Here is a 19051-nt window from a genome sequence, read left to right on the forward strand (position 1 = left end):
AGCGACACGAAAAACAATCAGCCAAAGCAGATAATCTGTTGTTATAAATGACACTGAGGTTCTTTCCAGGCGTTTTTGATTATCCTTAATCCATTCATGCAATAGAGTTTGGGCTCATTGTTTAAATAATAGTGATTCAAGGTATTAGTCGTAACGGCATAATCAATAAAACCGGCATTATACGGTATCAAATCAGTTGGTAGAATAACGAAGGTTCTGGCGGCGAGGATTGAATGAGTTGCGGTCCTAGCACACATTTTATTCAATACTATATTCAGACTTCACACATTTGTTTTTAACCAAAATAATGGCATAACAACAGACAATTTCATTGATGTAATCTCATTTTTTTTCAAAAAAATTATTGATTATGTAATTTTATCTCAACAATCAAAAAACTCACTACTCAGCTTGTCGATACAATGGTATAACTAAGCCAAATATGTCTCTTCCATCACTTAGGATAGTTGTAATGATCTTTTCTGAAGTAACGCTAGCCCCAGCAGACCCCATTTTAGGTTTAACTGATGCTTTTAAAGCTGATCCACGTGCGCACAAGGTTAACTTAGGCGTTGGTATTTATAAGGATGAAGCAGGGCAAACGCCTGTGCTGAACTCAGTAAAGAAAGCTGAAGCCATTCTGCTTGAAACAGAAAAGAGTAAGAATTATCTAGGTATTGAAGGTGTACAAGCCTATAACCAGGTTGTTCAAGGTTTATTATTTGGTCAAGACAGCCCAATCATCAGCGACAAACGTGCAGCTACTGCACAAGCGCCAGGTGGTACAGGTGCACTGCGTGTTGCTGCAGAATTTTTGGTACGCAATACTAAGTCAACCACCATTTGGGTGAGCAACCCAACTTGGGCTAACCATCAAAATATTTTTGAAACAGCTGGATTAGTTGTTAAAGAGTATCGTTACTATAAAGCAGAAACCCATGACATGGATTTTGATGCCATGTTAGCCGATCTTGCGACTGCTCAACCCGGTGATGTCGTGTTGTTGCATGGCTGTTGTCATAACCCAACGGGGATTGACTTGTCTTTAGCGCAATGGGAACAGGTTGCACAGCTTTGTTTAACCAAACAACTTTTACCATTATTTGATTTTGCTTATCAAGGTTTTGGTGCCGGTATTGAAGAAGATGCGCAAGGGCTTCGTGCTGTTGCTGCCATTTTACCTGAACTGTTAATCGCCAATTCGTTTTCTAAGAATTTTGGCCTATACAATGAACGTATTGGTGCGGTCACTGTTGTTGCCGAAGACGAAAACGCAGCTACAAACAGTTTTAGCCAAATCAAAAAAACCATTCGTGCAAATTATTCAAACCCTCCAGCGCATGGTGGGTTAATTGTTAGCACTATTTTGTCTAATGCTGAGTTACGTCAAGAGTGGGAAGCTGAGCTGACTGAAATGCGTGAGCGTATTGCACAAATGCGTACATTATTTGTAGACAGTTTAAAAGCAGAAGGCGTAGAGCAAGACTTTAGCTTTATTTCTCGTCAAAATGGTATGTTTAGCTTTTCTGGTTTAAACAAACAACAAGTGGCACGTTTAAAAGATGAGTTTGCCATTTATATCGTTGGTTCTGGTCGAATTAGCGTTGCTGGATTAACAAAAAGCAATATGCCTGCAGTGTGTAAAGCAATTGCACAAGTGTTGTAATACACATCAGGATCATTAAGCGATAAACTCGTAAGCATGATCACATTTTTGTGCTGATTGGTATAAGTTGATGATAAAAGGCTGCATTTGCAGCCTTTTTTATTGGGCGTTGCCATATCGACTCTAGGGGCAGGGTTTTGTTTGCTGGTGCTAAATGAAAATTTGCTTTAATACCAATCACTCGGGTAAATAAGTCAACAGAGATTGTGTATGCAAATCACTTAGAATATGGCAAAAGTTGCAGCGAGCCTTCTACCTTTAATATTGCTAACTAAATGATAACAGTGATAACGGGTAAGCATGATCACATTTTATCCTGATATTCATTAATACTGCACAAACTTTTTACTAGCATGGTGCGGGCGACAACCGAGCACTAATATAGCTTTGATGAACCAGATTAATTGCTTCGGCTAGCGCCTGTTTGTCATGTAAGCCTGGGTGATGTTTACTGACTAAATTAAACTGATTAAATCGTACCGTATCGCTAAATTGATTTGGCATAACAGGTGTTAGTGCATGTTGTATCACGTCGGTAATGACCGCTTTACCTATGAGTTGATTTAACCATACTATCTTGTCTTCAATACTAAACGTGCTCGCGGGCGAATATTCTGCTGTTAAATTATCCACTAATATAACATGCGCATTTGATTTTCTTATGCTTTGGCAAATTTCTGGTAATAATAACGGCGGTAACACACTGGTTAAAAAGCTACCTGGCCCTAATATAATTAAGTCAGCCACTTTTATTGCTTCGCATGCTTCATGTGTTGCTGTGACTTCTGGTTGTAAAGACAATGCAATGGGTGCTTCGGTCATGCTGTCTACATTCAGTTCACCAAATATTGTTTCGCCACAATGACTTAAAGCCACTAAATGAGTGGACGATTCCGACATCGGAATAATTTGAGTATCGATTTTTAAAATGCCACGGATTAAGTTAACGGCCTCAAGGGGGCGAACACATAACTGATCGAGTGCATGCAACACCAAATTGCCCAGGTTATGGCCTGCAAGCTCGTTATCTCCCGTAAATCTATGGTCAAATAATAGAGTGCCTAAAGATGGCCTATGTGCCAGTTGAGATAAACAATTTCTTAAATCGCCCCATGCAATGGTTTGTTGATCTTGCCTCAACCGGCCAGTTGAACCGCCGTTGTCAGTTGTGGCAACCACACCTGTGAGTTTTGTCCCGAAGGGGGATAAGGCAGACAGTACCCTGCCTAAGCCATGTCCGCCGCCAATGGCAACGACATGATTGATAGTAAAAAACGGTTGATTCAGCATAAATTGACTCAATTGTTGGTTGTTTCAATAACACAAGAAGACTGATTTACCCCAGCCCAAAATGAGCAGCATGTGAGATTAACTGCGTAACGATAAAAAGTGTCATTATTTTGATTTTATTGTGAGTAAAGCTATCATGATTTGTCAGATTGCTCGATCTTTATTGTTTAAGCATCTTAGATGAATCCATTTGTGTTTAAGGTTATAATTATCAAGTTATACATAGCGTTATTAACAGGTAGGTATCTTTGAAAATAGGTAATGTTAGACAAATTACATTTGCGTTAGGATTAGCTATCATTGTGTTATTTGCTATTAGACTATTCGTTATACCACACACTAGCAGCTCAATCACGCTAACGGCTAAAGGCAACATACATAACAAAGAGTTAGGGAAAATGCCTGACTTTTCTACGATTGATGATATTACCACAAAGAAACAAACATTTTTCCAATACCTCAGGCCGGCAATTGAAGCACAAAACCAGATTATTATACATGAACGTCAGTTTATTCTGTTGCTACTTAATCAAATCGATAATGGTTTAGGTTTTAGTAAAGATGATGAGCAAAAATTGCAGTTCATCATCGAAAAATATCAAATAGACATCGATACCTTCACCCGAGCTACACTCGCGCCGTTGCTTAAGCGAATTGATACCATTCCAGTTGATTTGGTATTAATACAGGCCGCCAATGAAAGTGGTTGGGGCAGTTCTCGCTTTACAAAAGAAGGGTATAATTTTTTTGGTCAATGGTGTTTCACTCAAGGTTGCGGATTAGTGCCATCAAAAAGAGATAACGATAAACATCATGAAGTGGCGGTTTTTAAGTCACCCAAAGATTCAATCAAAGCCTATATGGTTAACTTAAATACACATCCTGCATATCGACTATTTAGAGCGATAAGGGCAGACTTGCGAGCGCAAAAAATAAAGCCTACCGCTGAGAAATTGGCATTTGGACTAATTAATTACTCTGAACGTAAAGAAGCCTACATCGATGAGTTACTTGAAATGCTTAAGCATAATCAATCACTTTTAACAGGAAACACAGATAATGTTGAATTATCAGCTACCTAAAGGTCTATTTTTACTTGTAGGCTTGTTTATTAGCACTAGTACTCTAGCCGAAACCGTGTCATTAGAATACGTCGGTTTTTATGATCGCTTAAAGCAAGTGAACAAAAAAAATTATCCGTTAGCCGAACTTGCCTTTAGTGTTCCTATTACAGATGATTGCAAAATATTATCGGGTAATATCACAACAGAAAACGAAACTTTTCCATTAACGTACACTAAAGCACAAAGGTTGTTTATTCCTTTTGATGCACAATTAAAATCAGACAGAGCATTAGTGAATATTAATGTGCAAGGAGATCCAACTCGTTGCGCCATCGCAATGCAAGTTAGAGCACGCAGTACACAAAATCAATATACTCAAACGCAACTACTCGCATTACGTGATGACATGAACCGGTTACTTGATGGCTTACAAGGTTTTCCAATGAAGTACTTTCGTAAACCGATTGATGGGATGACATTTGAGTTTATGTCGCAAGAAATGGTCATTACCATCGACGGTATTGAGCAAACATTTGCCAGCACATTTGCGCTAAATAACGAGCAAATCAACCAGCTTACGCAGATCTCCTTTAGCGAGGCGCCCAGTGTGGTGAGCCCACTTGTGCTAAACCAATAACCTAATGGCTGTCGTAGGTATAAAAAAAGGTGTTGAATCAAATCAACACCTTTTTTAATGTAACCTTGTTTGTTAAGGTTTAAACGTTGCAACTACATCAATTCGATTACTAATATCTAAATTAATATGGCCGTTATTACTGATATCGACAAAATCGAATGCAGGCAAATCTGCATCTGCAACATCACCTTTCTTTTCGGCATTTGGGTTTCTGGTGAGAGAGACAAAGTCAAATTGTTCGCGATCAACACCTTGCGATGGCGCTGTATTTTGCATTGCCGTAAAAATGGTTTCTAAACGACCCGGAGATTGTTTATCCCATAGTTGCAACATGTTTTTTATTTCAGCGCGTTTTAAGTTTTCTTGTGAGCCACATAAATTACACGGAATAATAGGAAACTTTTTGAGGGTAGAGTACGCCTCAATATCTTTTTCGCGGCAATAGGCTAAAGGACGGATCACCATATTGGCGCCATCATCAGACAATAATTTTGGCGGCATTGCTTTTAATTTCCCACCGTAAAACATATTCAAAAACATTGTTTCGATAATGTCATCACGATGATGCCCTAAGGCGATTTTGGTTGCGCCAATATGTTGTGCAAAGCCATATAAGGTACCACGGCGAAGGCGTGAGCATAATGCGCAGGTTGTTTTACCTTCAGGGACTTTTTCTTTAACAATAGAATAGGTATCTTTTTCAAGAATATGGTATGCCACACCAATGTTGTCAAGATAAGCAGGCAGAATATGCTCAGGAAAACCGGGCTGTTTTTGGTCCAGGTTAACGGCAACAATCTCAAACTTGATTGGGGCTCGTTGCTGAAGGTTTAATAAAATATCTAGCATGGTATAGCTGTCTTTACCGCCAGATAAACAACACATGACACGGTCACCGTCTTCGATCATATTGTAATCTGCAATCGCTGAGCCGACTTCACGACGTAAACGTTTTTGCAGTTTATTCATACGAGTAATATTTTTTTTTGCGATTGTATCGACTTCAACTTCAGACATAAAAATGCGCCCAGTAACCAAGTGTTTCAGGGCGCGTATTATTCCAGTAATCGAGGGCAGGGTAAAGGTTTTCGCTAAACCTTATCAACTAATCTTGTAAAGGTGATTTATAACCGTCAGGTTTAATTGCTAATAAGTCACAGTTAATGCTATCGATAACATGTTCTGCGGTGTTACCGATTAATGCAGCAGAAAAACCGGTTCTGCCCACGGTACCTAAAACAACAAGTTCAGCATCTAATTTAGCGGCTAGTTCAGGGATAACATCTTCTGGTAAGCCTTCTTCAACATGGCAGTTCTCAAGCGGAATATTGTACGCTTGAGCTAGGTACTGCACACGTTGTTCATGCTGCATTCTGACCGTGTTGTTATAAATGTTGGCATCGAAATCTGGCAGTTCAATAGCCAAATTAACAGGGGTTCCTGGATAACCATTTACAAGATGGACACTAGCAGAGAATTTTTTTGCTAAATCAAGGGCATGATTAATGATTTTGCCATTAAGATTTTGATGATCATCATCTTCAGACACCACATTAACCGCGCAAACAATTTTGCCTTGTACCGGCCAATCGTGCTCTTTTACCATTAAAACAGGTACAGGAGATTTGCGCATTAAATGCCAATCTGTCGGCGTGAAAATAACCGCTTTGAGCTTATCATGTTGGTGAGTACTTTTAACGATAAGATCAAAGTCGCCTTTCATGGCAAAATTAATCACACTTTCAAAGGGACGATTGTGCCAAACCACTTCGGTATTAATTGTGAGGTTTTTGCTGCTATAACCACTAATGGCGCTTTCTAACCAAGCGACACGCTGGTCAATCACGCCTTGACGCATCGCTTCTCGCTCTTGGCTTGACAGGATTGAGGTCATTTCGTATGAGAAATCAAATATAGATAAAAAAGCGGTGATGGTGGCATGGCTTTTACTGGCAAGTTCTACTGCGCGAGCCAATGCGGGTTGGTGATCGGTTGTTGGGTTTATCACCACCAAAATCTTTTTATATTCCTTCATAAAACCTCCAAAGCTGTTGAATTTTGTTGTTATATTAATTGCTTATAGTATTACCCTTTCCTAATAAATAAACCTTGAAGTAGATCATACTAATTCAATTTAAGTTGCGATACGGGCGTTACCAGCCAACTTAGCCAGCTCAACATTATCGGCAATAATGATATATTTACCATTGACTTCGATTAATCCTGCCTTTTGAAAACGCCCCAGCAAACGGCTAATGGTTTCTACTGTTAGCCCTAAGTAATTGCCTATATCGCCACGTGTCATGGTTAGTCGAAATTCTTTGGATGAAAAACCACGGCTTCCAAATCGTTTTGATAGGTTATTAATAAAAGCAGCTAAACGTTCTTCGGCGTTTTTCTTTGACAGCAATAAAATCATTTCTTGATCTGTCATGATTTCACTGCTCATTAGGCGCATAATTTGTTGACGCAGTTTAGGCATAGAGCCTGAAAGAGTGTCTAATGTGTCGTATGGAATTTCGCAAACCATCGAGGTTTCTAATGCTTGGGCAAAACTTTGATGTTGTTGGCTGTGGATACCATCAAAACCAATAACATCTCCAGCAAGATGAAAACCGGTAATTTGTTCATCACCTTGCTCTGTAATCGTGTAACTTTTGATGGTGCCCGATCGGATGGCATAAAGCGATTTAAGGTTATCACCTGACTTAAAAATCAAATCACCTTTTTGAATGGGTTTTTTACGTTCAATAATATTATCAAGTTTATCTAGTTCATCATTGTTAAGGGTAAAAGGGATGCACAATGCCTCCATACTGCAGTCGTGGCAATGAATAGCACAGCCGCTGGTCGATGGACGTCGAGCTTTTATTAGTTCAGAAGTCATACCCATTCTCAATTTTTATAAACTTATCTATGGTAAACCAATTTACTCTTACTAACTAGTTTAGCTGACTAAACGCGATATAAAGTGTTTGTAAACCAAATAACACGAGCAGCAAGCCACTAAACAACCTTACTGCACGTTTTTGTACCCATTTGGCTAAGGTTTTAGCTGCCATTCCTGCTGCAAAAAGTGCTGGTAAAGTCCCCAAACCAAAAGCCAACATGATCAAAGCCCCCTGTATGACACTGCCTGATGCGACAGACCAAGTGAGTGTGCTGTACACTAATCCGCAAGGTAACCACCCCCAAACCATACCAGCAAGTAACGCCTGAGATGGCCGCTGTATGGGCAATACTTTACGTGTTAATGGCTGTATGTAACGCCATAACAGCTTGCCGACTTTTTCTATATGCACAATACCAAACCAAATTTGTGCAATATACAAGCCGGTCAGTATCATCATTACGCCTGCCAGTAGGCGTAAACTGAGTAAATACATATCGGCATCAAATAAGTGGCCTAATGCAGAAGCACTCCCGCCCACAAAAGCACCTGCAAGGGTGTAACTGCTAATGCGCCCCAGGTTGTAGCTCAATAAAAATGCCAATTGATTTGCGAGTTTATTTTGACCATTGTCAGGAATGTTGGCTGAAAAGGCCCCAATTAACCCACCACACATACCAAAACAATGTGCTGCGCCCATTAAACCAACAATAAATGCACCACCTATATTGTACTCAATCACCTTAATTACTCTGTTTTGTTGGGTAAATCGCTCTTGTTGATAGGCGATTTGGGCTCTTTTTCATCAAATAATATTGATACGCTTTGTCTGTCTAAATCGTCAAATTGTTCTGATTTTACTGCCCAGAAAAATATGGCAACGGCAATCAGTACAAACAACATTGCAATAGGGATTAATACATAGATGATACTCATAGTTTTATCCTAAGAAGCCGTAAACTATTACTCACTACTATTAGTGAGCTCACTGACATGCCAATTGCCGCAATATAGGGGGCAACATGTCCCGTTACTGCAAGCGGCAAAATAATCACGTTATAGGCAAACGCCCATAATAAATTTTGATGAATGATATGCTGAGCTTGTTTGGCTACAGTAATGGCATCGTTAAAGCGTGACAAGTGATCGCCAAGCAATATGAGATCTGCACTGTTTTTTGCAATTGCGCTGCCACTGCCCATTGCAACAGATAAATTGGCCCCAGCTAATACGGGAGCGTCGTTAATGCCATCGCCAAACATGGCGACCTGTTTTGTTTGCTGTAACTGATTAATGAGTGATAATTTACCTTGAGGTGACAAGCCTGAATGCACATCTGCTATCCCCAGTTTTTGGGCGAGGTATTCTACATGCCCCGAGTTATCGCCACTGGCAATGCTTAAGGCAATGTTATTTTGTGCAAGTGCATCTACAGTACGCTTGCTGTCATCACGCAATTGGTCAAGCAATTCAATTTGTGCAACTAACTCATTATTTATCGATAAGTAAATCACTTGCGAGTTTTGTGGCGCAGCTGCTAAAGGGGTTGTGGTTACAAAGTCTCGCTTGCCGATTTTGATTAATTGGCCATCAATCTTAGCCGAAATACCCTCGCCAATATGATGGTCTACATCTGTCACTAAATATTGATTATTATAGTAAGGAGTAAATGCCTGAGCGATTGGATGCAAAGAACCTTGCTCTATTGCGGCAGCAAGGGCAAGTACCTGTTGTTTGGTATGATGTGTGTCAACGATTACGTCACCAATAGAAAGATGACCGCAGGTTAATGTGCCCGTTTTATCAAACACAACATGATTTATCTGGGTTAATTTTTCAAAAACACCTGCTTTGCGAGTAATAATCCCCAAACGAGTGAATATCGCTGTTGCACATGTCACCGCCGTAGGTGTTGCTAACGCAAGTGCACAAGGGCAGGTGGCCACAAGCACAGATAATGTCACCCAAAATGCATCATCGGGTGAAATAAACGACCACACAATATAAGTAAGCAATGCAATTGATAAAATGGTCGCTGAAAAATAGCGCGCTAACCTATCTGCAATTAATGCAATGGCGGGTTTGTTATTAGAAGCAAACTCTTGCAAGCGGATAATTTCTGCAACCAATTGGTCTTGCCCAAGGGCGATGACGTTAAGTTGCAGCGGTTGCTCAACATTAATTGTGCCTGCATAAACGGTGTCGTTAACCTGCTTGATGATTGGCATTTGCTCACCGGTGAGCATGGCTTCATTAATGCTGGATTTACCAGACACGATAATGGCATCAGCAGCTATCACTTCACCCGGTTTTACTAAAATAATATCGCCAATACGCAAACGTTTGGCTGCAATTTCAGTGGTTTCACCGTCATTGAACAGATGGGCTGTCAGCGGGATTAATTTGTGCAAATTGCTCGAACTCACAGAGGCTTTTTGCCTTGCGGTTTGCTCAAAATAGCGGCCCAATAATAAAAAGAAGGTAAACATAGATACGGATTCAAAATACACTTCTCCCGTACCTTGTATTGTCGCAACACAACTGGCAATAAACGCACCGCCGATAGCAATTGATACAGAGACATCCATATTCAACTTGCCACTTAATAAGCTGCGCAGCGCACTAAAATAAAAAGGTTGAGCAGAATACAACACCACTGGCGCAGCAAAAATGAGGCTCACCCAGCGGAAGTAATCCCTAAATTCGACGTCTAAATCGGTAAAATAGCCTGTGTATAAGGCAAGGGCAAACATCATGACTTGCATGGTTGCAAAGCCTGCTAAACCGAGTCTAAGTAAAAATTTGCGGCTGTCAGCTTTTGATTGTTTTTCTTGCTCGTCTACCTGATATGGCGCGGCTTGATAACCAATTTGGCTGATCAGTTGTAAGATTTCACTCAACTTAATGATGTGATTATCCCAACTGACCATAGCGCGTTGAGTTGTTGAGTTAACTAATACATTTGTCACGCCGTTTACCGGCTTAAGCTTGTGCTCAATTAACCAGGCACATGCTGCGCAGGTGATGCCGTCAATTGATAACGAGGTAGTGTCAATGTCACCTTGTTTATGAACAAAATCTTGCTGAACCTCAGGCAGATCATATGCGCTGTAATGGCTTAATTGTTCTGGCACCAAAGCCGATTGCCGTTGGCCAGGTTCGCTACGAAATTGATAATAGCTAGTTAAGCCTGCATCAATAATGGCTTGCGATACAGCCTGACAACCTGGGCAGCACATGGGCTGTGCTTGCCCATTAATGATGGTGGTAAATTGATCACCAGTGACGACAGGTTCATTGCAGTGAAAACAAGAAGTCATAGATTAATTTAGCCAATATTCAACATCATCTTTAATGTCGATGCGTTGTTGAATCCGCCATTTACCATCAAATCCCTCGATACGCACTTCCCATGGTCCTGCAATGGCAGCAGATAACGGAATACGGTATACATAATTGGCATCGGCAGTGGCATTAATACTAAAGTCTTTGTCTTCTAGAGTGGGGTGATAAAATTGCACATTTAAGGCTGCGCGATATTCTGGGCCGCCTTGCTGAGTGATTTGTAATTCTTGGTCAGAGACTTTAACCAAAAATTTCATACCAATTTGCTGTGCGTATTTTATCTTACGCAGGTCCATGTTAATGCCTTTGCCTTCTTTGTAATATTCTTCAGCCACTAATGAGTCAGAATTATCTAACGCAATTTTTAATGTTGTTATACTGGCAACAACAGCACACATTGGTAAAACGATTAAAAACCAAGGCCAGAATTGTTTATACCAAGGAAGTTGTTTTGACATGGAAATATCCTAAAAATACCGTAAAAATTGACTGCGCTATTTTAGCGCGTAACAGCTTAATAATCACTTAAAAAAAAGGCCTCGAATGAGTCGAGGCCTTCATATTAGCTATCTATAACTATTTGTTTGATAAGCTATAAACATAAGCAGCAATCACATGGACTTTCTCTTCACCGAGAATGTCTTTCCATGCTGGCATTACGCCCGCGCGGCCATTGATGATTGACTCTTCAATGTTGCCACGGCTGCCGCCATATAACCACACATTGTCTGTTAGGTTAGGGGCACCCATAAACTTGTTGCCTTTTGCGTCCATACCGTGACACGCAAAACAACCTTTCATGAATGAGCCTTGACCTTGAGCAGCTAGTGCTTCGTCGTGTTCGCCACCAGACAGTTTGATCACATATTCAGCTAGACCTTTAATCTCGCTGTCTTCGATAGGTAAACCACCTTTAGGCGGCATCATACCGTTACGACCATTCATTAACGTGGTTTTAATTGTGGCGAGATCGCCACCATATAACCAGTCGTCGTCTGTAAGGTTAGGGAAACCTTTAGAGCCACGTGCATCCGAACCATGACATTGAGCGCAGTTTTGTAAAAATAACCGTCCGCCCACTTTCAATGCTTCTTCATCTTTAACTAACTCTTCTAACGGAGTCGCTAAATAAGCAGCAAAAATAGGACCGTATTTTTCGTCAGCATGAGCCACTTCACGGTCATACTGTGATAAACGATTTTCTGCTTTTGCAGCTTCTAATGCGGCAGCTGAATCGGCTTTTAGACCTTTTTCAGTACCAATGCTTTGGTTAGAACTTGTCCAACCAAATAGACCTTTGTAGTTACCAAGGCCTGGATACAGAGCTAAATAGATCACACCGAATACGATAGTAAGATAGAACATATAGGCCCACCACTTTGGTAGTGGGTTATTGAGTTCTTCAATACCATCAAACTCGTGGCCCATTGATTTGCCTTCTTCTACGCCTGTGTAATTTTTATTCACAAGTTTAAGTAGAACAAAACAACCCACAATGACCACAATAGTCAGAACAGAAATCCAAATGCTCCAGAAGTTACTCATAATCATTACTTCTGATCTCCCGAGTCTTTAGACATTTTTGCCAGTTCATCTTCTGAAAATACTAAGTTTGCCGCTTCGTCAAATTTTGACTTGCTGTGCTTACTGTATGCCCAGTAAAAAATACCGACAAAGGTCACCATTACAATAATGGTTAAAATGCCTTGAAAAGTACCGTAATCCATCATTGCTCCTACTTGAGTGCATGACCCAAAGATTGCAAATACGCGATTAGTGCTTGTAGTTCAGTTTTGCCTTCAACCGCTTTTTGAGCGCCAGCAATTTCTTCGTCAGTGTAAAGATCATTTCCTTTGTAACCGCCTTTGTGCAGATTACGCAGAATAGTCATCTTTTCACCGGTCAATTTGCCGTCTAGCGTGTTTTCAGCTAACCAAGGGAAAGCTGGCATGTTTGACTGCGGAACCACGTCACGTGGGTTGATTAAATGCACTTCATGCCATTTATCACTGTAACGACCGCCAACACGAGCAAGATCTGGACCTGTACGCTTAGAACCCCATTGGAAAGGGTGATCCCAAACAGATTCACCGGCAACAGAGTAGTGACCGTAACGTTCAGTTTCGGCACGTAAAGGACGGATCATCTGGCTGTGGCAGTTATAACAACCTTCACGCACATAAATATCACGACCCTCAATCTGTAGCGCAGTGTAAGGAATTAATCCTTCAACGGCTTCAGTGGTGTCTTTTTGGAAAATTAGCGGAGTAATTTGCACTAAACCACCAAAACTAATGGCGATAACAGTGAAAATGGCGAGTAGGCCCACATTCTTTTCAATTAATTCATGATTAAATTTCATCGAATCTGCTCCTTAAGCTTCTGCTAACGCAGGTAATGAATCTTTAGGCGCTTTAACGGTGCGAAGCACGTTATAAGCCATAATCAACATACCGGTTAAGAAGAAACAACCACCAAGAAAGCGTACAAAGTAGAATGGGTATGAAGCTTCTAAACTCTCAACAAAGCTGTACGTTAAGGTACCGTCAGAGTTTACAGCACGCCACATAAGACCTTGCATAACACCAGAAATCCACATACTCACGATGTACAATACAGTACCAATAGTGGCTAACCAGAAGTGTACGTTAACAAGCGAAGTGCTATACATACGACCATGGCCAAATAACACTGGCACTAAGTGGTATAAAGAACCAATAGACACCATTGCAACCCAGCCTAGCGCGCCAGAGTGAACGTGACCAACGGTCCAGTCAGTGTAATGAGATAACGCATTCACCGTTTTGATTGCCATCATTGGGCCTTCAAAGGTAGACATACCATAGAAAGACAATGAAACAACTAAGAAACGCAATACTGGGTCTGTGCGCAGCTTATGCCAAGCACCAGATAGGGTCATAATACCGTTAATCATACCGCCCCAAGATGGCGCGAATAAAATTAATGACATCACCATACCTAAAGACTGTGTCCAGTCAGGAAGGGCAGTGTAATGTAAGTGGTGAGGACCGGCCCAAATATACAACGCAATCAATGCCCAAAAGTGAACAATCGATAAACGGTAAGAATAAACAGGACGACCAGCTTGCTTAGGTACGAAGTAATACATCATCCCTAAGAAACCAGCAGTAAGTAAGAAGCCTACAGCATTATGACCGTACCACCACTGAACCATCGCATCGACGGCACCAGAATACAGTGAGTAAGACTTAAACAAGCTTACTGGAACAGCCATTGAGTTAACAATGTGAAGTACCGCAACAGTGATAATGAAGGCACCAAAGAACCAGTTAGCCACATAAATATGTGAAGTAGTTCTTTTAGCGATTGTGCCAAAGAAAACAATTGCATAGCTGACCCAAATCACCGCAATAGCGATGTCAATTGGCCATTCTAATTCTGCGTACTCTTTACCCTGGGTGAAACCCATTGGAAGAGTAATTGCAGCTGCAATAATAACTGCCTGCCAACCCCAGAACGTAAATGCGGCTAATTTAGGCGCAAATAGACGGATTTGACAAGTGCGTTGCACAACATAGTAGGATGTAGCGAAAAGAGCTGATGTTCCGAACGCAAAAATCACCGCATTGGTATGTAAAGGTCGTAAACGACTAAACGTTAACCACGGTGTTTCAAAGTTCAGTTGTGGCCAGATTAACTGAGCCGCAATCAATACACCCACTGCCATACCAACGATTCCCCACAAAACTGTGGTGAGTGCGAATTGGCGGACAATAGTGTAGTTGTAATCAGCGCCTGTAGACTGGGAATGGTTCATCATAATGCTTCCACGGCTTATTACTTATACTTTTAATATTTAGTAAAGCGAGCTTTACCAGTTAAGTTAACAAAAGGTTATAAACACAACCATAAAGGCTATTTTTACAACAGTTTGTCAAGGTGTTACCTCGTTTTTTTGCTCTCTATCACGAGGCGGGGTAATGATACTTGAGCTGAGTCAAAAAAGATACTTCGCAAGATGTATCAAAGTTGATCTAGATCAAGGTCTGCAAGATAATGTTTGCAAATTATTAGGAAAGGTTAATTGTTGTGCAAAAAATAAACAAATTGTTATTTTTTATAATTTCTTCAATGTTATTAGTGGCATGTGACAACACAAAAAACATTGAAAATAACGCTTTCCCACAAGACACCACATTATGCCAATTTTCATCCGGCGTTTGTTACAAAAAAGTAGCAGATTTAAGCGTCGGTTTGATGATTGAGCCTGTTCACACCCCAAGTGAAAAACCACTTAATGTTACGCTACACTTCTCACAAGCGATCACTAATATAGTCATGAGAATAGAAGGGCGCGATATGTTCATGGGCGTCATACCGGTTTCATTATCTGCTATACAAGACAATCAAGTTACTGGCACATTAATTTTTGGCTCATGCAGCAGCGATTACATGGTTTGGCGTGTGTTCGTATCATTTGATTACCAGGGCAAAAGCAGGACATTAATGTACGATTTTTTGGCCGACAGCCCAATATAATCGCATCGAGGTCAGCAATTTATACATTAAAAATTGAGCAGGGCATAAGGGTGATACCTGAGTAAGATCGCAAAAGCAGCACGCAAACAATAATTACAATTGATAATCATTCTCATCTATGTATGATTGATGTATATCAGTCTCAGATGGGAAGGTTACATGGCCAATATCAATGTGAGTATCGACAGTAATAAAGTAGCACAGCTGATTAGAGCAGGACATTTATGTGCCGCTGATTTACATTGTTTAGATAAAAGCAGTAAACAAACGCTTTGGCAATTGTGTTTGTGGAGTTGCCAAAAACGCATTGGCTGTCAAAAAACACAGTGTCAAAAGACCTGCCAATTTTCAAGTATTCCACCAACAACGTATCAAACAACACCACAAGTTATTCATGACAAAGACATTGGCTAGTGTGTTTTACACCATAGCCAATGATGCCGATAAATAACGTTATCGGCATTAGCATAAATTGGCTATAATGACTTTATAATCAATAAGCTAAAATAGTTATCATTAATGACAGAACAACAGTTGCCTCCGGTATTGCCACTATTTGATGCGCCAGAATATGTGTTACAAGGCAATGCCTTCATCAATTTATACATCACACGTATTTCTATTAATAAAGTTGCTGATGCAGGGCTCATCATTGAGCATTGTGCAGACTGGTTGTTTGAGCAAAAACACACCGAAAATAACTACAAAGCGTATCGAAGTGAACTCACGACATTTTTACATTGGTGTTTTGACGTTGTGGCATTATCGCCAGGTGCAGTAACAAGAAAAGACATGGCGAAATACATCGATTATTGTCAATCGCCACCACAAGCGTTAATCGGATATTTTAACGTAGCACAATTTAAACTCGATAAAGCCAGCGGTGAACGTATTCCTAATAGCCAATGGCGGCCATTTATTGGCAAAAAACACTTAGGACAATGTTTACCATATCAGTTAAGCGATAATGCATTAAAAACTAAAATTGCTATTTTATCATCGTTTTATGGCTATCTCATTAGCGAAGAATACACAGAGCGTAACCCAGCACAGCTGTGGCTCAAGCACAGTCGCTTTGCTATAAAACGTAAATTTACAATAAATGACGACAACAACCATCACGCATTTACTGAGTTACAATGGTCATACGTAGTCAGCACCGTTGAACAGTTAGCTCGGCAACAACCAGAACAACACCAACGTAGTTTGTTTTTAATCACTTTATTATACAGTTGCTATTTACGCATATCAGAAATCAGTGCCCGTGCCGGTTATGCGCCAGTAATGAGCCAATTTAGGCAAGACCCACATTCAGGCATTTGGTATTTTCATGTACCATTTTCTAAAAGTGGCAAAGCACGTAACATTGCAATGTCTAAAGTATTGTTCAACAGCCTGATTAACTATCGCCAATATCTTGGTTTATCAGATTTACCCAGCATCAATGATCAGCATCCTATTTTTATTCGACACAAAGCTGCGGCACATGGCAGAGAATCAGGCATCGTCAATGCAAACTTGGGGATCCGGCAAATACGAGAAGAAATAGACAAACTCATTAACCTTGCAGCAGACAATACAGCACTCGATGGTTTTGAACACGACAGCCAACTTATGAGAAAGTTAACTGCGCACAACATACGTCACACAGGGATCACACACGACATTAATATCAACAGACGCCCATTGTCACATGTACAAGCCGATGCCGGACATGAAAGTATCGACACCACATCTCAGTATTTGCACACCACACAAACTGAGCGGCATCAGAGTGCAATAAACAAACCTTTAAATCATCTTTAGATTGCATCAATGGCGAGTATGAGTGGTGAAAAGTAAAAGCATGCAATCTCAGCACGATTTTAACAGTGTCACATAAGCCAATGGTTTATCTAATCCTTAAGCCATCTAACAGACATAGGCATTTGTCTGTGGTTTATTAATTATCACTGCCAATACTCGCTTTAGTAAAGCCAACACAAGTATGCGCACAATAGCCTAAGAATTATGTAGAACTGCTTTTTTTTGTAAAATCCCTGACAAAAAAACAGCCCTGAATAGGGCTGAGTTTTGCATAATTCACATTGTGCGAAGTTCATTATTTATCATCCGGTCATCATTAAATGGGATTATTAAGGGACTTGTCCCTTAATGCAAAGCGCCTTTGTAGGGGCGCTTTTTGCCCCGAGCTTTCTCCCTGCTAAGCCGCTTTTAATGCCGCGCATGTTTCGAATGAAATTGGTCTTAAAAGGTTTGGGTTCCTGTTACACCCAAACTAACTCCGGACATCCGGACTATTTAGACTTATTCAATACAGCTAGAGCATGTTCTCTAGCTTTTTTATTGTGTTCACTCTCACCATCAACAGCTTCAGTTCCAGTGACCTCAAGAATTAGCTTTGCATTGAAAATGCTTGCTTCTTTACTCTCAATTTCGAATAGCTCATATGGATATTCAGAAACCTTTGACAACATATTAATGAAGCCTTCAGTATCATTTATAAACTCGTGCATGCCGATCAGCATTTCGGTTTGCGGTACTTCATTCATCAAAATACCAACACGCCTTACAAACTCCAAAGGATCCATTTTTAAATGCTTAACTTCTCCGCTACAGATATCTTTTTCTGCAAGCTTCAAAATCTTACTCAGTTGAGTGACTTGGCTTGCTTTAGGTTCCGTTAAATCCCTTTCCCATTTACTTACGGTTTGTACAGTTAGCCCTAGTTGCTCTGCAATATCTTCTTGCTTGATATTAAGGGCAATTCGCCTGTCTTTTAGCACGCTACCAATACTCATGTTTAAGTTTTCCATACTGACACCTATTTTAATATTAGTTTACACCCACTTTTGTTTGGTCTACCATCATGCAATATATTTGTATCTGTTCACATAAATAAATGTTTAAGTGAAACATCTTGACAGGGTTTTTAGCGAATTGTTTTTTATCGACCGTTTATTCATGCAACAAGACCATCCTGCAGGCGATTTACCGCTTGTGGGTCAGCATGTCATTGAGCGTGTCGAATTGGAAACAGGTGAGCATTTACCACCGTCAGTAAATCAAAAAATCCTAGAGGGTTCATTCAGTACAAAGCTCACAATCCGTTGTGATGGAACTCGTGTCAGAGTAGAGGGGAATCCGTCGCGCTGGCAACGTATGGATAACTTATTTGGCCTGCACACACTTGATGAATGTGTCGCTATTTTTAACAACGTTCTTGCTCGTTATAACTTGCCTCCGTTCACCAAAAATACTGTCATCCAATACCGCCAATCACCCAATGGTAAAACAGCACAGCTTTTTGGCAATGGCGCTGAAATTACCGCTATCGACTGGACTGTAAATCATGAAATAGGACAGGGCAAAGAGCAGTCATTTATTCGTGGTTTGTCATCAATGCAAATTGGGCGAGGGCGCAAGCCTAAACTTTATCCTGATGGAAATACCTGTAACTGGGGCGAAGCTTCAACTTGGATGATGACCAAGCTTTACAACAAAGCAGCAGAATTAAAGCAACATTTAAAAAAGACCAACGTAAAAAAGAATCTATTTCTGATGACCGATTAAATTATATCCAAAATCTAATTCAATACTGTGAACAAAAAGGTGTTGTACGTGAGGAACATAGCCTC

General features: G+C 40.4%; 20 protein-coding genes. 7 read left to right on the forward strand and 13 right to left on the reverse strand.

Going from position 1 to position 19051, the window contains the following annotated elements:
* Window positions 1–472 precede the first annotated feature (472 nt).
* A complete protein-coding gene (locus L2703_RS04360; protein WP_248969904.1) occupies window positions 473–1666 on the forward strand; it encodes an amino acid aminotransferase in 1194 nt (397 codons plus the stop codon).
* Window positions 1667–2014: 348 nt separating this feature from the next.
* Here the strand turns inward: L2703_RS04360 and yvcK are convergent, their stop codons facing one another.
* Entirely contained in the window at window positions 2015–2956 is a 942-nt protein-coding gene (gene yvcK / locus L2703_RS04365; RefSeq protein WP_248969905.1) for a uridine diphosphate-N-acetylglucosamine-binding protein YvcK, read from the reverse strand.
* A gap of 398 nt (window positions 2957–3354) precedes the next feature.
* On the opposite strand from yvcK, the gene L2703_RS04370 reads away from it, so the two are divergent.
* Together L2703_RS04370 and L2703_RS04375 are read left to right on the forward strand one after the other, a co-directional pair.
* Window positions 3355–4038 carry a glucosaminidase domain-containing protein gene (locus L2703_RS04370; RefSeq protein ID WP_248969906.1) on the forward strand — a complete coding sequence of 228 codons (684 nt, stop codon included), beginning with the start codon at window positions 3355–3357 and terminating at the stop codon, window positions 4036–4038.
* On the forward strand, window positions 4016–4657 hold the full coding sequence (locus tag L2703_RS04375; RefSeq protein ID WP_248969907.1) for a DUF2987 domain-containing protein: 642 nt from the start codon (window positions 4016–4018) through the stop codon (window positions 4655–4657). The genes L2703_RS04370 and L2703_RS04375 overlap by 23 nt, the downstream gene beginning before the upstream one ends.
* A 72-nt stretch (window positions 4658–4729) precedes the next feature.
* Here the strand turns inward: L2703_RS04375 and ttcA are convergent, their stop codons facing one another.
* From ttcA to ccoN, 11 genes are all read right to left on the reverse strand, one after another.
* On the reverse strand, window positions 4730–5674 hold the full coding sequence (gene ttcA, locus L2703_RS04380; protein WP_248969908.1) for a tRNA 2-thiocytidine(32) synthetase TtcA: 945 nt from the start codon (window positions 5672–5674) through the stop codon (window positions 4730–4732).
* Between the two features lie 88 nt (window positions 5675–5762).
* Window positions 5763–6692: a universal stress protein UspE gene (uspE, locus tag L2703_RS04385; protein WP_248969909.1), complete on the reverse strand. Its 930-nt coding sequence runs from the start codon at window positions 6690–6692 to the stop codon at window positions 5763–5765.
* Between the two features lie 99 nt (window positions 6693–6791).
* The gene (etrA, locus tag L2703_RS04390; RefSeq protein ID WP_248969910.1) at window positions 6792–7544 is read right to left on the reverse strand and encodes an electron transport transcriptional regulator EtrA; all 753 of its coding nucleotides are present in this window, start codon (window positions 7542–7544) and stop codon (window positions 6792–6794) included.
* Between the two features lie 55 nt (window positions 7545–7599).
* Entirely contained in the window at window positions 7600–8289 is a 690-nt protein-coding gene (locus L2703_RS04395; RefSeq protein ID WP_248969911.1) for a sulfite exporter TauE/SafE family protein, read from the reverse strand.
* 5 nt (window positions 8290–8294) lie between these two features.
* Window positions 8295–8483 (reverse strand): cbb3-type cytochrome oxidase assembly protein CcoS, encoded by a 189-nt coding sequence (gene ccoS, locus L2703_RS04400; RefSeq protein ID WP_248969912.1) that lies wholly within the window; start codon window positions 8481–8483, stop codon window positions 8295–8297.
* A complete protein-coding gene (locus tag L2703_RS04405) occupies window positions 8480–10867 on the reverse strand; it encodes a heavy metal translocating P-type ATPase (RefSeq protein ID WP_248969913.1) in 2388 nt (795 codons plus the stop codon). Before L2703_RS04405 ends, ccoS begins: the two co-directional genes overlap by 4 nt.
* A gap of 3 nt (window positions 10868–10870) precedes the next feature.
* The gene (locus L2703_RS04410) at window positions 10871–11350 is read right to left on the reverse strand and encodes a FixH family protein (RefSeq protein ID WP_248969914.1); all 480 of its coding nucleotides are present in this window, start codon (window positions 11348–11350) and stop codon (window positions 10871–10873) included.
* A gap of 118 nt (window positions 11351–11468) precedes the next feature.
* Window positions 11469–12437, reverse strand: coding sequence for a cytochrome-c oxidase, cbb3-type subunit III (gene ccoP / locus L2703_RS04415; protein WP_248969915.1), 969 nt, complete (start codon window positions 12435–12437; stop codon window positions 11469–11471).
* A gap of 5 nt (window positions 12438–12442) precedes the next feature.
* A complete protein-coding gene (locus L2703_RS04420; protein WP_248969916.1) occupies window positions 12443–12619 on the reverse strand; it encodes a cbb3-type cytochrome oxidase subunit 3 in 177 nt (58 codons plus the stop codon).
* Window positions 12620–12627: 8 nt separating this feature from the next.
* A complete protein-coding gene (gene ccoO / locus L2703_RS04425; RefSeq protein WP_248969917.1) occupies window positions 12628–13254 on the reverse strand; it encodes a cytochrome-c oxidase, cbb3-type subunit II in 627 nt (208 codons plus the stop codon).
* 12 nt (window positions 13255–13266) lie between these two features.
* Window positions 13267–14694 carry a cytochrome-c oxidase, cbb3-type subunit I gene (gene ccoN / locus L2703_RS04430; protein ID WP_248969918.1) on the reverse strand — a complete coding sequence of 476 codons (1428 nt, stop codon included), beginning with the start codon at window positions 14692–14694 and terminating at the stop codon, window positions 13267–13269.
* Between the two features lie 269 nt (window positions 14695–14963).
* Between ccoN and L2703_RS04435 the strand changes: the two genes are divergently transcribed.
* From L2703_RS04435 to L2703_RS04445, 3 genes are all read left to right on the forward strand, one after another.
* The gene (locus L2703_RS04435; protein ID WP_248969919.1) at window positions 14964–15413 is read left to right on the forward strand and encodes a hypothetical protein; all 450 of its coding nucleotides are present in this window, start codon (window positions 14964–14966) and stop codon (window positions 15411–15413) included.
* A gap of 159 nt (window positions 15414–15572) precedes the next feature.
* On the forward strand, window positions 15573–15827 hold the full coding sequence (locus L2703_RS04440) for a hypothetical protein (protein WP_248969920.1): 255 nt from the start codon (window positions 15573–15575) through the stop codon (window positions 15825–15827).
* 105 nt (window positions 15828–15932) lie between these two features.
* Window positions 15933–17219, forward strand: a complete 1287-nt coding sequence (locus L2703_RS04445) for a tyrosine-type recombinase/integrase (RefSeq protein WP_248969921.1) — start codon at window positions 15933–15935, stop codon at window positions 17217–17219.
* A 491-nt stretch (window positions 17220–17710) separates the two neighbouring features.
* On the opposite strand, the gene L2703_RS04450 is transcribed toward L2703_RS04445, so the two are convergent.
* Window positions 17711–18229 carry a helix-turn-helix domain-containing protein gene (locus L2703_RS04450; RefSeq protein ID WP_248969922.1) on the reverse strand — a complete coding sequence of 173 codons (519 nt, stop codon included), beginning with the start codon at window positions 18227–18229 and terminating at the stop codon, window positions 17711–17713.
* Window positions 18230–18377: 148 nt separating this feature from the next.
* On the opposite strand from L2703_RS04450, the gene L2703_RS04455 reads away from it, so the two are divergent.
* Window positions 18378–18986, forward strand: coding sequence for a phage/plasmid replication domain-containing protein (locus L2703_RS04455; protein ID WP_248969923.1), 609 nt, complete (start codon window positions 18378–18380; stop codon window positions 18984–18986).
* The last annotated feature ends 65 nt before the right edge of the window (window positions 18987–19051 follow it).

The sequence above is a fragment of the Shewanella basaltis genome, from assembly GCF_023283885.1.
Lineage (GTDB): Bacteria > Pseudomonadota > Gammaproteobacteria > Enterobacterales > Shewanellaceae > Shewanella > Shewanella basaltis.

Excerpts from the sequence above, each read along its gene's own strand:
- L2703_RS04360 (WP_248969904.1), top strand. The coding sequence starts at position 473 with ATGATCTTTTCTGAAGTAACGCTAGCCCCAGCAGACCCCATTTTAGGT.
- yvcK (WP_248969905.1), bottom strand. The coding sequence starts at position 2,956 with ATGCTGAATCAACCGTTTTTTACTATCAATCATGTCGTTGCCATTGGC.
- L2703_RS04370 (WP_248969906.1), top strand. The coding sequence starts at position 3,355 with ATGCCTGACTTTTCTACGATTGATGATATTACCACAAAGAAACAAACA.
- L2703_RS04375 (WP_248969907.1), top strand. The coding sequence starts at position 4,016 with ATGTTGAATTATCAGCTACCTAAAGGTCTATTTTTACTTGTAGGCTTG.
- ttcA (WP_248969908.1), bottom strand. The coding sequence starts at position 5,674 with ATGTCTGAAGTTGAAGTCGATACAATCGCAAAAAAAAATATTACTCGT.
- uspE (WP_248969909.1), bottom strand. The coding sequence starts at position 6,692 with ATGAAGGAATATAAAAAGATTTTGGTGGTGATAAACCCAACAACCGAT.
- etrA (WP_248969910.1), bottom strand. The coding sequence starts at position 7,544 with ATGACTTCTGAACTAATAAAAGCTCGACGTCCATCGACCAGCGGCTGT.
- ccoS (WP_248969912.1), bottom strand. The coding sequence starts at position 8,483 with ATGAGTATCATCTATGTATTAATCCCTATTGCAATGTTGTTTGTACTG.
- L2703_RS04405 (WP_248969913.1), bottom strand. The coding sequence starts at position 10,867 with ATGACTTCTTGTTTTCACTGCAATGAACCTGTCGTCACTGGTGATCAA.
- L2703_RS04410 (WP_248969914.1), bottom strand. The coding sequence starts at position 11,350 with ATGTCAAAACAACTTCCTTGGTATAAACAATTCTGGCCTTGGTTTTTA.
- ccoP (WP_248969915.1), bottom strand. The coding sequence starts at position 12,437 with ATGAGTAACTTCTGGAGCATTTGGATTTCTGTTCTGACTATTGTGGTC.
- L2703_RS04420 (WP_248969916.1), bottom strand. The coding sequence starts at position 12,619 with ATGGATTACGGTACTTTTCAAGGCATTTTAACCATTATTGTAATGGTG.
- ccoO (WP_248969917.1), bottom strand. The coding sequence starts at position 13,254 with ATGAAATTTAATCATGAATTAATTGAAAAGAATGTGGGCCTACTCGCC.
- ccoN (WP_248969918.1), bottom strand. The coding sequence starts at position 14,694 with ATGATGAACCATTCCCAGTCTACAGGCGCTGATTACAACTACACTATT.
- L2703_RS04440 (WP_248969920.1), top strand. The coding sequence starts at position 15,573 with ATGGCCAATATCAATGTGAGTATCGACAGTAATAAAGTAGCACAGCTG.
- L2703_RS04445 (WP_248969921.1), top strand. The coding sequence starts at position 15,933 with ATGACAGAACAACAGTTGCCTCCGGTATTGCCACTATTTGATGCGCCA.
- L2703_RS04450 (WP_248969922.1), bottom strand. The coding sequence starts at position 18,229 with ATGGAAAACTTAAACATGAGTATTGGTAGCGTGCTAAAAGACAGGCGA.
- L2703_RS04455 (WP_248969923.1), top strand. The coding sequence starts at position 18,378 with ATGCAACAAGACCATCCTGCAGGCGATTTACCGCTTGTGGGTCAGCAT.